We start from the raw sequence: 13,608 nt of genomic DNA, 5'->3' as shown, positions 1-13,608 counted from the left end.
CCGCGGCCCCCGCTCGCGGCCCGCGACGGACGCGCCCGACACCTCGGTCCCGGCCCGCTCCGCCGCCGCGGCCGCCGCCCGGTACACCGGCAGTACCCCGTCGCCGATCCGCGTCTCCAGCGGCCACGTCTCCAGATCGGGCTCCAGCCCCAGCGCCGACGCCAGCGACGGCAGCAGCGCCGCCGCCGCGGCCGCGTAGCCCCGCGCCGACGGGTGGTACCGGTCCGCGCCGAACATCACGTGCGGCTCCGCCGCGAACTCCCGGCCGAGCAGGTCGCCGATCGACACCGACCGTCCGCCCCGCTCCACCACCGCGATCGTCTGCGCCGCCGCGAGCTGCCGGCTCGCCCGCCGCGCGATCCACCGCAGCGGCTGCATCAGCGGCTTCACCGACCCGAGGTCCGGGCAGGTGCCCGCCACCACCTGCGCGTCCGCCGCCCGCAGCCGCGCCACCGCCTCCGCCAGATGCCGGACGGACTCCGCCGCGGGCACCCGCGACGTCACGTCGTTCGCCCCCACCATGATCACCGCGAGGTCGGGGCGGACCTGCAGGGCGCGCTCCACCTGGTCGCCGAGCGCCGCGGAGCGCGCGCCCGGCCGCGCCACGTTCGTCAGCCGCACCGGCCGTCCGGACATCTCCGCCAGCCCGCCCGCGAGCACCGCGGCGGGCGTCTCGGCGGGCGTGTGCACCCCGAGGCCCGCCGCCGTCGAGTCGCCGAGCACCACCAGCGACAGCGGCGCGGACGCCCCGGCGCCGCCGTACCGCTCGCCGAACAGGCCGTCCGCCGCGGGCGGGTCGCCGTTCGGCGTCGCCAGGATGATCTTCCTGGCCAGCCGCGCCTCCACCAGGACGAGCGCGAAGGTGGCGCCGCCCAGGGCCGTGATGCCCCCGCCGCCGTAGGCGGCCGCCGCCGCGATCCGGCGCGCCGTGAACGCTCTCAGCATGACCCACTACCCTCCGTGATCCCCGCTGCATACCCGCCGCCCACCTTGTTGATGCCCACGCGGGGCGATCTGGGCTAACGTCGGAAACGGAGATCTAACCGGGGCCGTACCAGGTCGTCCGCGCGAACCGCGGCGCGATCGGGCAGGCTGAACACCCGGATCGACACGCGGAACGACAAGGAAGTCGCGGTGCACGTACACGATTCGCTGGTCGAGCTGATGGGCGACACCCCGCTCGTTCGGCTGCGCAAGGTGACCGAGGGGTTCACCCGGGGGCGCGAGCCGCAGGTGCTCGCCAAGGTGGAGTACTTCAACCCCGGCGGCTCGGTGAAGGACCGCATCGCGGTCCGGATGATCGACGCCGCGGAGGCGTCCGGGGAGCTGGGGCCCGGCGGGACGATCGTCGAGCCGACGTCCGGCAACACGGGGGTCGGCCTCGCCATCGTCGCGCAGGAACGCGGCTACCGCTGCGTCTTCGTCTGCCCCGACAAGGTCGCCAAGGACAAGATCGACGTCCTGCGCGCGTACGGCGCCGAGGTGGTCGTCTGCCCGACGGCGGTCAACCCCGAACACCCCGATTCGTACTACTCGGTGTCGGACCGTCTCGCCACCGAGATCCCGGGCGCCTGGAAGCCGAACCAGTACTCGAACCCGCAGAACCCGCGGTCGCACTACGAGACGACCGGGCCCGAACTGTGGGAGCAGACCGAGGGCCGCATCACGCACTTCGTCGCGGGCATCGCACCGGCGGCACGATCAGCGGCGCGGGGAAGTACCTCAAGGAGGTCTCCGGCGGGCGCGTGCAGGTGATCGGCGCCGACCCGGAGGGCTCGGTGTACTCCGGCGGCAGCGGCCGCCCCTACCTGACCGAGGGCGTCGGCGAGGACATCTGGCCCGACACCTACGACCGCGAGATCTGCGATCGCGTCATCGCCGTGTCCGACAAGGACTCGTTCGTCATGACCCGGCGGCTCGCCCGCGAGGAGGCGCTGCTCGTCGGCGGGTCCTGCGGCATGGCGGTCGTCGCGGCGCTGCGCGTCGCCGCCGAGGCCGCCGACGACGCGGTGATCGTCGTCCTGCTCCCGGACGGCGGCCGCGGCTACCTCTCGAAGATCTTCAGCGACGAGTGGATGCACCAGCACGGGTTCAGCGAGGACCGCACCACGACGGAGACGACCGTCGGCGACGTCCTGGCGCAGAAGGCCGACGCGGAGTCGGAGGGCATCCCGAACTTCGTGCACATGCACCCCACCGAGACCGTCGGGGAGGCGGTGAAGGTGCTGCGCGAGTTCGGGGTGTCGCAGATGCCGGTGGTGTCGCCGGGCGCGGGCCACCCCGACGTGATGGCGGGCGAGGTCGTCGGGGCGGTCGAGGAGCGGGTGCTCCTGCACGCCCTGTACGCCGACCAGGCCGGGTCGGACGACCCGCTGGAGAAGCACATGAGCCCGGCGCTGCCGGTCGTCGGGTCGGGCGAGCCGGTGGCCCGGATGGTGTCGGTGCTGGAGAAGCGGGACGCGGTGGTCGTCCTCGTGGACGGCAAGCCGTCCGGCATCGTCACCCGCCAGGACGTCCTGGCCTTCCTCGCCGACCGGCAGGACTGACGAACGCGGCGCGGCGCGGTGCGACCGGGGGCCGGTGTCGTGAGGGTGCCGGGTTGCGGGGCGGTCTGTGGGCGGCGTTTCCGACCGCCCCGCAACCCGGCGTCTGTGGGTCCCGCTAGGAGCGGGTTCCGGACGGGGCGTAGGCGTCCTCGACCGGGTCCACCGGACCGGCCGGGGCGTCCTTCGGCTTCGCGCGTCCCGGCCACCAGGCGCGGTGGCCCAGCAGGGCCGTGATGCCCGGCACCAGGAAGATCGCCATCACGAAGGCGGAGAGCGCGATGCCCAGCGCGATCGAGAAGCCCATCTGCTGCAGCATCGAGACGCTCGCCAGCAGCATCACCGAGAACGTGCCGGCCAGGATCAGCCCCGCCGCGGCGACCGTCGGGCCGCCGTGCTGGACGGCCAGCGCCGCGGCCTTGCGCGGCTCGTGGCCCGCCTTGGCCTCCTCGCGGAGCCGTGCCGTCATCAGGATGTTGTAGTCGGTCCCGATGGCCAGCACGAACAGATAGAGCATGATCGGCAGGTGGAAGATCTCGCCGGGTTCGCCCAGCAGGCCCTGGAAGACGAACACCGCGGAGCCCAGGGTCGCGGCGAAGCCCAGCAGCACCGCCGGGACCAGGTACAGCGGGGCGACCACCGAGCGCAGCAGCAGGAGCAGGATCAGCGCGATCAGGACGCCCGCGACCGGGAGGATGACCGACAGGTCGCGGTTGACGACCTTGTTGATGTCGGAGTAGATCGCGGCCTCGCCGCCGACGTACACCTCGGTGCCCTCCGGCGCGATGTCGTGCACCGCCGGGCCCAGATCGTTCTTGACCAGGTTGATCGACTCGTTGCTGACCGGGTTGCCGTCGAGCAGCAGGTTGACGCGGCCGACCTTCGGGTCCTGGCCGAGTTCGGCGGGCGCGACCCCGCCGACGCCGGGCAGCGACTTGGCCTGCCGGCCGAAGGCGTCCAGCTCGGCCTTGGTGAGCGGCTGCCCGTCGGTGGACTCGACCATGACCTCCACCGGCCGGGTCTGGCCCGCCGGGAAGCCCTTCTCCATGTCCTTGATGGCCTGCGCGGACTCGGTGTCCTGCGGGAAGCTGGACTGGAAGTCGTAGTTCGACTTGAAGCCGAAGACGCCGGTGGCCAGCGCGATCATCACGGCGGCCGCGGCGAGCGCGACGATCGCCGGACGCTTGCCGACCATGCGGCCGAGCCCGGCCGACACCTTGCCCTTCGGCTGCTTCTTCCACGCCTTGGACGGCCAGAACACCGCGGTGCCGAGCAGCGACAGCAGCGCCGGGAACACCGTCAGCGACGTGATGCCCATGACGAGGACGCCGATGGCCAGCGACGGGCCCCACGCGGCGAAGATCCCGAAGGACGCCAGCATCAGCACGACGAACGTGGCGGCGATCGCGGCGGCCGCGGAGGTGATGACCTCGCCGACCCGCTGCACCGCCTGGATCAGCGCCTCCTTGCGCTCTATGCCGGCCCGCAGCAGCTCGCGGTAGCGGAACAGGACGAACAGGTAGTAGTCGGCGCCGACGCCGAACAGCACGATCGTCAGGATGATCTGCAGGCTGTCGTCACCGGAGAAGTCGAGGAGCTTGGACGCGGCTCCGATCAGGCCCATCGACATCTGCTCGGTGGCGATGATCACGATGATCGGCAGCAGCGCGGCCAGCGGCGCCCGGAAGATCAGCAGGATCAGACCGATGATCAGCGCGAATGTGGCGATGGTGATGAGCGCGAAGGACTGGGTGAAGGAGTCCTCGTTGTCCACGAACATCGCGACGTCGCCGCCGACCTTGGCCTCCAGGTCACTGCCCAGTACCTCGGGCAGTTTCTCGCGGAGGTCCTTGATGGCCTGGCTCTGCTCCGTGGCCTCGGCCCCGGTGGCCAGTTCCATCGGCACGGTGATCAGCTGGATCGACTTGTTGGGCGCGACGGTCTCGGCGCCGGTGACGAACCCCAGGACGGTCGGGTACTTCTCGGCCGTCAGCGTCTTGGCGGCCTCCCCGATCTTCGCGCTGTCCTGCGGGGTGATCTTGCCGCCGTCCTTGCGCTGGACCACGATCAGCGAGCTGGCCTCCGCCTGCTGCGGAAACGCCTTGGACGACAGCTCGGCGGCCTGGACGGACTCGTATCCCGAGGGCAGGAACTCGCCCTGGTCGGATTCGGTTGTCAGTTTGGGGGAGAAGGCGATGATGACGACTGCCGCCGCCAGCCAGGCCACGATCGTCCACCACGGGTGTCTCACGACGAAGCGTGCGAGCCCAGCGAACATGCGTCTTCCTTCGGGTTCAGAGGGTTGTGTGCGGGATGCGTATCAAACGGTAGAGAACCGGCACCCGATTGGGGTCACCCCCTGCGCCGAAATCGGAGGTGATACCTCGGGGGGAGTGCCTCCTCCTCCAGGAGGGCACGGCGGCGGATAGCCTCGTTCCCATGGACAACGACGTTCACCTGGGTTTCGAGACGGTGGCCATCCACGCCGGTCAGGAGCCGGACCCCGTCACCGGGGCGGTCGTGCCGCCGATCTACCAGGTCTCGACCTATAAGCAGGACGGCATCGGGGGGCTGCGCGGAGGCTACGAGTACTCCCGATCGGCCAATCCGACGCGTACGTCGCTGGAGGTATGCCTCGCCGAGATCGAGGGCGGCACCCGCGGCCTGGCGTTCGCGTCCGGGCTCGCCGCCGAGGACGCGCTGATCCGCACGGTCTGCCGTCCCGGCGACCACGTGATCATCCCGAACGACGCCTACGGCGGCACCTACCGGCTGTTCGCGAAGGTCGCCGAGCCGTGGGGCGTCGCGTTCGACCCGGTGCCGCTCGGCGACGTCGCCGCGGTGCGCGCCGCCGTCCGCCCCGAGACGAAGATCATCTGGGTGGAGACGCCGACGAACCCGCTGCTCGGCGTGTCCGACATCGCGGTGCTCGCGTCGATCGCCCGGGACGCCGGCGCGCTCCTCGTCGTCGACAACACCTTCGCCTCGCCCTACCTGCAGCGCCCGCTCGACCTCGGCGCCGACATCGTCGTGCACTCCACCACCAAGTACATCGGCGGGCACTCCGACGTGGTCGGCGGCGCGCTCATCGCGTCCGACCCCGCCCTCGGCGAGCGGCTCGCGTTCAACCAGAACTCGATGGGCGCCGTCGCGGGCCCGTTCGACGCGTGGCTGACCCTGCGCGGCATCAAGACCCTCGGCGTCCGCATGGACCGGCACTGCGCGAACGCCGAACGGATCGTCGACATGCTCACGCGGCACCCGTCCGTCCGGCGGGTGCTGTACCCGGGGCTGCCCGACCACCCGGGCCACGAGACCGCCGCCAAGCAGATGAAGGGCTTCGGCGGCATGGTCTCCTTCCGGATGGAGTCGGAGGAGGCGGCCGTCCGCGTCTGCGAGCGGACGAAGCTGTTCACCCTCGGCGAGTCGCTCGGCGGCGTCGAGTCGCTGATCGAGCACCCGGGCCGGATGACGCACGCGTCCGCGGCCGGCTCGCCGCTGGAAGTGCCCGCCGACCTCGTCCGGCTCTCCGTCGGCATCGAGGACGCCGCGGACCTCCTCCGCGATCTCGAAACGGCACTGAGCTGAACGAATCACCCTTCCCGCGACGAACTTGATCAAAACATCTATGATCAACGCACCAGGTTTTCCGTTTGTCCCACTGCGAAGGGGTTCCGGGTGCGCAAGGCAGCGGTGTTCAGTGCGGCTCTCGCGGCGACGTGCGCGTCGGCCGTGGCCGTCCCCATGACGGCGCAGGCGGCCGCGCCCGGCCCGACCGCCTCGCCCGCACCGACCACCCGGCACCGGCACCGGCACCGGCACCGGCGCCCGGCGGGCACACCGTCCGGGGCGCCGTCGACGTCGACGCCGGCCGCGCCGACCGGCACCCCGACCGAGCCGTCAGGCGCGGCCGACGGGACCGTCACCGCGACCGCCGTCATGGTCACGCCCGAACTGCCGAAGAACGAGACGTACTCCTACGGCCCCGGCGACCTGCAGCAGCTCGACGCCTACTGGACGACGGCCGAGCGCGGCACCGCGCCGCGCCCGGCCGTCCTCGTCGTCCACGGCGGCTACTGGCTGCAGGGCGACAAGAGCGCCTGGGAGTACTTCGCGCGCCGCCTCGTCGCCGACGGCTACGTCGTCCTGTCGACGAACTACCGGCTCGCGCCCGCCGCGCAGTGGCCCGCGCAGCGCACCGACGTCCTCGGGGCGCTGAACTTCCTCAAGACCAACGCCGCCCGCTGGAACGCCGACCCCGAACGCGTCGTGGTGGTCGGCTCGTCCTCCGGCGGGCACCTCGCCACCCAGCTCGGCACCTACGGCGACGGCGGCGAACGCGTCCGCGGCGTGATCGCCCTGTCGCCGCCGAACGACCCCGAACTCGCCTACACCGACGGCGCCGCCCCCACCGCGAACCACCAGCAGCGCAAGCTGCGCCGCGCGGTCGTCGACCTGCTCGGCTGCGACCCGGCCGAAGCCGCCGCCGGGTCACGCTGCTGGAAGCTGCTCGACGACGCCAAGTCCGCGAGCCACGTCGGTGCCGAGGACGCGCCGATGCTGTTCATGCACGGGACGACCGAGTTCGTGCCGGTCACCGAGAGCCGCGCCCTCGCGACCGCGCTGCGGGCCGCCGGAATCGAGGCGACGATCAAAACGATCGAAGGCTCCTCGCACGCGTCCGCGCTGCTCAACCACCCCGACACCTACCCCACGATCGCCGAGTGGCTCGGCGAGCACCTCACCCCGGCGACGTCCGGCGGCGGCACCGGCCGCGAGGACGACGAAGGCGGCGAGGACGAACCCCCCGCCGACCTCCCGAGCGCCCTCCCGACCCAGCGCTCCGACGAACGCACCGACGACTGACCTTCCGCGGGGAGCCCCCGCGCTCCCCGCCGAGCACGCCACGCGCTCCCGGCGCCGGTCAGCCGTTCCACACCATCAGCACGAGGATCACCAGCCAGATCAGCGCGATGACGCCGGACAGGGCCGCGATCCGGCCGCGCTCGACCTGGGCGACGTCCGCGCCGGGCGCGGGCTTCGCCGCGGTGCCGTCCCGGTCGGCCTTGCCGTCCTCCGGCTTCTCCTCGCCGTCGGCCGCCTCGGCCTTCCCGGACTTCTCGGCCTTCCCGGACTTCTCGGCGGCGCCGGACGGGACGGGCGCGGGCGCGGCCGTCTCCAGCAGGTGCACCGCCCGCCGCTGGTCGCGGTCCACGAGCAGCAGCAGCACCAGCGCGACGATGAACAGCGTCATCGACGCCGACAGCCACATCTGGTCGAGCTTGCCGTTCGCCAGGAACATCCCGAACAGGAAGATCCCCAGGCAGGCCACGCCGTAGATCTGCGTGGTCCGGTTCAGGTACCGCACGACCGCCGTGTTGCGCTTGCGGATGTAGCGCGGCGTGGACATCGTCGCGGCGGTCAGCGGCCCCAGCGTGAAGATCGCGAAGCCGATGTGCAGGATCAGCAGCAGGTGGTCGGAAGTCGACATGACGCCGACCCTAGCCCCCGCCGGGGCTACCTGCGGCCGCGGCGCACCCGCAGGTAGTCGCTCACGACGTATTCGCCGAGCCGCTGCGCGTCCGGCGCGAAGACCCGGCCGCCGTTGCGGCGCGCGACCTCCTCCACGAACGACACCAGCCGCCGGTCGTCGGCCAGCATGAAGAAGTTCATCCCGGCGCCGCGCCGCGTCATCTTGTCGACCTCGGCGAGCGTCAGCACGAGGGTCTCGGTCGACGGCGGGTAGTCGAACAGGGAACGCCCGTCCGGACGCAGGTGCGCGGTCGGTTCGCCGTCGGTCACCACGAGCACGATCGGTTCGAAGTCGGGGTGCCGGTCGAGGTGGCGGCCCGCGATCATCAGCGCGTGGTGCAGGTTCGTGCCCTGCACCATGTCCCAGTCGAGCCCGGCCATCTCGGTCGGGTGCAGGGTCCGCGCGTAGTTCGAGAACCCGATGATCTCGATCGCGTCCTGCGGGAACTTGCTGGTCACGAGCGTGTGCAGGGCGAGCGTCGTCTGCTTGGCCGCCGCCCACGTCCCGCGCAGCACCATCGAGTACGACAGGTCGACCAGCAGGCAGACGGCCGCGCCCGTGCGCCGCTCGGTCTCGTGCACCTCGAAGTCGTCCACGCCCAGCCGGACGGGCCGCGGCCCCGGCACGACGTCGCCCGGCAGGACGTCCGCGCGTGCGCCCTCGACCAGGTCGGCGACCTCGGCGGGGGCGGGTTCGACGACGCGCGCGACCGGTCCGGCCATCGCGCCGCGGCGCACCGCGTTGCTCACCGTCCGGACGACGTCGAGGGGCTGCTCGTCGCCGAACCGCCACGGCCGGCTCGACCCGGTCAGCTCGCCCGCCTGCCCGGCGTCGCGCTGGTCGTGGTCGCCCTGCCGGCCCCCGGTGAGCTGCGAGAACACGCGGCGCAGCGCCGTCTCGCCGAGCCGCCGCACGGCCTTCGGCGTCAGCTCCAGCTTGCCCCGGTTCCGGCGGAGGTAGCCCTGTTTCTCCAGTTCCGCCTCGATCCGGCGGAGCGCCTGCAGGTCGTCGACCGCGCGGCGGCCGAGCGCCCGCCGCACCGCGTCCTCGTCGATGTCGTCCAGCCGCGCGCCCGGGTACTCCTGCCCGAGCGCCGCCTCCAGCTCGGCGAGGTCGGCCAGCTCCGCGAGCGCCGTCGTCGCGTCGCCCACGCCGAGCGGATCGTCGCCGGTCATCTGCTCGCCGCCGCCCCAGCCGAGGTCGGGACGGCGGGTGCGCAGCGCGTCGCCCAGCCGGGACATCTCCATCGCCAGGCCCGCGTCCTGCATGGCCTCTTCCATCAGCCCGGCCAGCTCCGCCCGCTGCTCCGGGCTGAGCGACGCCAGCAGCCGGTCCATCGCGGCGGCGCGCCGCGCGAGCGCGTCCACGAGCTCTTCGAGGTTCTCCGGACGGTCGGGGAAGAAGTCCCCGTACTCGTCCATGAACCGGTCGAAGTCCTCCTGGGTGTGCTCGCCGCGGGCGTCCTTCTCCAGCATCCCGTTCAGCGCGGACATCATGTCCTTGACGCGCTGCATCTGCGCCGGATCCTGGCTCTGCAGGGCCTGCTTCATGCCCTGGAACTGCGCGTCGAGCACCTCGCTGCGCAGCATGTCCTTGAGCTTCTGGAACGTCTCGCGCGCCGCGTCCGACTTCCACTGGTAGTCCGACAGCCGCCGGACGGCCTGCGACGTGTCGTCCGGCAGCGTGTCGAGTTCGGCCTCGCGCAGCCGCGCGTCGTCGGACGGGTCGGGGAACAGCTCTGCCCGCTCCTGCCCGATCGCGGTGTCGAGCAGCGCGCGCGCCTGCTCAAGGGTGCCGTCGAGGCGGCCCCGGTCGCGCAGCGCGCGCCGCCGCTCCCGCACTTCGCGGAGCATGTCGTCCAGCCCGCGCCGCCCCTCCGCGCCCGGGCCGGCGGCGCAGCAGGTCGCGCAGCGCGTCGCCCGGCCGCGTCCCGTCCAGCACCGAATCGCCCACGGCGTCGAGGGCGGCGCGGACGTCGTACGGCGGGGCCAGCGGGTCGGGCCCGTCCTCGTACGCGCCGTACCGGTATCGGCTCACAGTCGCGCCCCCAATCGGTGGCCCTCAGGTGCGGTAGGTGGACGTCCCGTCGGCCGCGTCCTTCGACAGCCGCCGGGTCAGGAACAGCCCCTCCAGGGCGAACTCCAGCGCGGCCGCCGCCTGCCCGGGCGACTCCCCGGACATCCCGAGCCGGTCCATCATGCGGGCGAGGCCGGGGACCTGCCCGACGCGGCGCAGCAGCTCCGACGACGGCACCAGCTCGCCCGACTCCACGCTGTCGCCCGCGTCGAACTTGTCGAGCAGCCCGCTCAGGTCGGCGGCACCGAGCGTCCGCCGGTAGGTCTCGGCGACGGCCCGCCGCAGCAGATGCTCCAGCACCTCCTGCTCGCGGCCCTCCTCGCTGACCTCGAACTCCACCTTGCCCAGCAGCGCGGGCACCACCGCGGGCAGGTCGCACACCCGCGCGACCGCGTGGTCCTCGCCGGTCAGCGCCGCCCGCCGGACCGCGCCCGCCGCGACCGTCTCGGCGCCCGCCAGCGCGAACCGCGCCGACACCCCGGACCGTCCGTCGACCGCCGTCGACTCGCGGACGAGCCGGGTGAACCGTCCGATGATCTCGACCAGGTGGTCGGGCACCTCGGCGGGCACGCCGCCCAGGTCGGCGAAGTCGGACTCCTGTCGGATGAGCTCCAGCTCGGCGTCCAGCTCCAGCGGGTAGTGGGTGCGGATCTCCGCGCCGAAGCGGTCCTTCAGCGGGGTGATGATCCGGCCGCGGTTGGTGTAGTCCTCGGGGTTGGCGCTGGCGACCAGCAGCACGTCGAGCGGCAGCCGGAGCGCGTAGCCGCGGATCTGGACGTCGCGTTCCTCCAGCACGTTCAGCAGCGCCACCTGGATCCGCTCGGCCAGGTCGGGCAGCTCGTTGATGGAGAAGATCCCGCGGTTGGTCCGGGGGACGAGCCCGAAGTGCACGGTCTCCGGGTCGCCGAGCGTCCGGCCCTCCGCGACCTTGATCGGGTCGACGTCGCCGATGAGGTCGCCGACGCTGGTGTCGGGCGTCGCGAGCTTCTCGCCGTACCGCTCGTCCCGGTGCTTCCACGCCACCGGCAGCGAGTCGCCGAGCTCCTCGGCGAGCCTGCGGCAGCGCACGCACACCGGCTCGTACGGGTGGTCGTTGATCTCGCACCCGGCGACGACCGGCGTCCACTCGTCCAGCAGGCCGCCCAGGGTGCGGATCAGGCGCGTCTTGCCCTGCCCGCGCTCGCCCAGCAGCACCAGATCGTGCCCGGCGAGCAGCGCCCGCTCCAGATGGGGCAGCACCGTCTCGTCGAACCCGAGAATCCCGGGGAACCGCGGTTCCCCCGATCTCAGCCGGTCGAGCAGGTTGTGCCGGATTTCAGCCTTGACCGAACGCTGGACGTGACCGCCGTTGCGCAGCTCGCCCACCGTGGTCTCGCGAGGTGTGGATGCACGCACGAGATCGACAGTACGCGATTTGCCCGGAGAGCGACCCCCCGAATTCCTCCGGATCGACATGGCCCGGACGACGCCCCGATGAGACGCCCCGATGACTTGCACGACGGTCAACGGGCCAACATCCTCGGACGACCGCGCGCGCAGCGGGTGGCGAACGGGACCCGACGCCCCGCATCGGCGCGCGATGATCGTTCGGCGGCCGGCGAGGGGCGCGGGCGGTCGTCCCGCCGGGCCGGCACAGAGTTGGGTGAGCGGGCCGTGGAGGGGGAGACTGGAAGGGTGAACCGAGCCCGAATGACGAGGAGGCGGCGCTGATGGCTCGATTCGGTGACGGGCTGGCTGTCGGCCCGGACCTGGCCGGTGCCGCCGTTTCGGCGGTGGAGGAGGCGTTGGCGCCGCTCAGCGCGGCGCCGGACCTGGTCTGCGTGTTCATCTCGGGGGACGATCCGGACGAGATCGAGGCCGCGGCGCACGGAGCGGCCCTGGCGGCCGGGCCCGCGGTGATGATCGGATGCAGCGGCGCCGGGGTGATCGGCGCCGGGCGCGGAGTGGAGGAGACCGGGGCGGTGAGCGCGTGGGCGGCGGTGCTGCCCGGCGCGCGGATCGACCCGTTCCGCCTGGAGACGCTGCGGTCGGAGGACCGGCTGATCGTCGTCGGGATGCCCGAGGGGCAGGACGACGACGTGGTGGGCGTCCTGCTCACCGACCCGTACAGCTTCCCGGTGGACGCGTTCGTCGAGCGTTCGGACGACGCGTTGCCGGGGCTCGCGCTGGTCGGGGGCCTCGCGGAGGGCACCGGGCCGGGGACGGTGCGGTTGTTCGTCGACGGCGAGGTCCACTCCGACGGCGCGGTCGGCGTCGTGATCGGCGGCTCGGTGGCGGCGGCGACGCTGGTCAGCCAGGGCGCGCGCCCGATCGGGCCCGACATGGTGGTGACGCGCGCGGAGGAGAACGTCCTCTACGAGCTGGCGGGCACCCCGGCGCTGGAGAAGCTCGAAGAGATCGTCGTCGGGCTGCCCGAGGACGAGCAGGAGATGGCGGGGCGCGGGCTGCTGATCGGCGTCGCGATGGACGAGTACGCCGACGAGCACGAGCACGGCGACTTCCTCGTGCGCGGGGTGGTGGGCGCCGACACCGAGAACGGCGCCATCGCGGTCGGCGACGTGATCGACGTGGGGCGCACGGTCCGGTTCCAGGTGCGGGACGCGGGCGCGCCGAGGAGGACCTCGCCGCGCTCCTCGAACGGTTCGACATCGCGCCGGTCGAGGGCGCGCTGCTGTTCTCCTGCAACGGACGGGGGAAGGCGATGTTCGCCGACTCCGACCACGACGCGAAGGTGCTCGACCGCGCGTTCGGCCCGGCGGGCGTCGGCGGGTTCTTCGCCGCCGGGGAGATCGGCCCGGTGTCGGGACGCAACCACGTGCACGGATTCACGGCCTCGATCCTCGCGTTCGGCCGGGCGGGAGACCACGAGTGACCGACCCGACTCCCCCCGGCGCCCCGTCCCCCGCTTCTTCCGGACGGCCTGTGCTCGCGATCGATATCGGCGGGACGAAGCTCGCCGCGGGTCTCGTCGACGACGGCGGCCGCATCGTCGCCTACGACCGGACCCCCACGCCGAACGAGCCCGGACGCGACGCCGAGGACCTGTGGCGGACGCTCGACGGGCTCCTCGACAAGGTCGTCGCGGAGGCGGGCGGTCCCGAGATCGCGGGCGTCGGGGTCGGGTGCGGCGGGCCGATGACGTGGCCGGAGGCGGCGGTGTCGCCGCTGAACATCCCGGCGTGGCGCGGGTTCCCGCTGCGCGAACGGCTCCGCGAGCGGCATCCGGGACTGCCCGTCCGGGTGCACAACGACGCGATCTGCGTCGCGATCGGGGAGCACTGGCGGGGCGCGGGGCGCGAGCGCGCGAACGTCCTCGGCATGGTGGTGTCGACGGGCGTCGGCGGCGGGCTGATCCTCGGCGGACGGCTCGTCGACGGCGCCAGCGGCAACGCGGGGCATATCGGGCATGTCATCGTCGATCCGGACGGGCCGCCGTGCGGCTGCGGCGGCCGCGGG

Annotated in this window: 7 protein-coding genes and 3 pseudogenes; 5 read left to right on the top strand and 5 right to left on the bottom strand. The window is 72.7% G+C overall.

What is annotated here, in order from left to right; all coding sequences use genetic code 11:
* A partial coding sequence (locus tag BJF79_RS17655; RefSeq protein WP_075898840.1) for an SGNH/GDSL hydrolase family protein occupies window positions 1-945 on the bottom strand: 945 nt, incomplete at its 3' end.
* Between the two features lie 189 nt (window positions 946-1,134).
* Here BJF79_RS17655 and BJF79_RS17650 point away from each other — a divergent pair.
* Window positions 1,135-2,546, top strand: a pseudogene (locus tag BJF79_RS17650) (cystathionine beta-synthase).
* Between the two features lie 115 nt (window positions 2,547-2,661).
* On the opposite strand, the gene BJF79_RS17645 reads toward BJF79_RS17650, so the two are convergent.
* Window positions 2,662-4,821 carry an MMPL family transporter gene (locus BJF79_RS17645; protein WP_075898838.1) on the bottom strand — a complete coding sequence of 720 codons (2,160 nt, stop codon included), beginning with the start codon at window positions 4,819-4,821 and terminating at the stop codon, window positions 2,662-2,664.
* A 161-nt stretch (window positions 4,822-4,982) separates the two neighbouring features.
* On the opposite strand from BJF79_RS17645, the gene BJF79_RS17640 reads away from it, so the two are divergent.
* On the top strand, window positions 4,983-6,131 hold the full coding sequence (locus tag BJF79_RS17640) for a cystathionine gamma-synthase (protein ID WP_075898836.1): 1,149 nt from the start codon (window positions 4,983-4,985) through the stop codon (window positions 6,129-6,131).
* A 90-nt stretch (window positions 6,132-6,221) separates the two neighbouring features.
* A complete protein-coding gene (locus BJF79_RS17635) occupies window positions 6,222-7,409 on the top strand; it encodes an alpha/beta hydrolase (RefSeq protein ID WP_075898834.1) in 1,188 nt (395 codons plus the stop codon).
* A 58-nt stretch (window positions 7,410-7,467) separates the two neighbouring features.
* Here BJF79_RS17635 and BJF79_RS17630 read toward each other — a convergent pair whose 3' ends face one another.
* From BJF79_RS17630 to BJF79_RS17620, 3 genes and pseudogenes are all read right to left on the bottom strand, one after another.
* Window positions 7,468-8,034, bottom strand: a complete 567-nt coding sequence (locus tag BJF79_RS17630) for a hypothetical protein (protein WP_075898832.1) — start codon at window positions 8,032-8,034, stop codon at window positions 7,468-7,470.
* Between the two features lie 26 nt (window positions 8,035-8,060).
* Window positions 8,061-10,113: pseudogene (locus tag BJF79_RS17625) on the bottom strand (vWA domain-containing protein).
* Window positions 10,114-10,137: 24 nt separating this feature from the next.
* Complete coding sequence (locus BJF79_RS17620; protein ID WP_075898830.1) at window positions 10,138-11,547, bottom strand: sigma 54-interacting transcriptional regulator; 1,410 nt, start codon at window positions 11,545-11,547, stop codon at window positions 10,138-10,140.
* A 314-nt stretch (window positions 11,548-11,861) separates the two neighbouring features.
* On the opposite strand from BJF79_RS17620, the pseudogene BJF79_RS17615 reads away from it, so the two are divergent.
* Window positions 11,862-13,024, top strand: a pseudogene (locus tag BJF79_RS17615) (FIST N-terminal domain-containing protein).
* Between the two features lie 50 nt (window positions 13,025-13,074).
* On the top strand, window positions 13,075-13,608 hold a 534-nt coding region (locus BJF79_RS17610; RefSeq protein ID WP_262402192.1), incomplete at its 3' end, for an ROK family protein.

This window comes from Actinomadura sp. CNU-125, from assembly GCF_001942465.1.
In the GTDB taxonomy this organism is placed as follows: Bacteria; Actinomycetota; Actinomycetes; order Streptosporangiales; family Streptosporangiaceae; genus Spirillospora.
The sequence above is the reverse complement of the archived record's forward strand: the minus strand, read 5'-3'. Positions and strand labels throughout refer to the sequence as shown.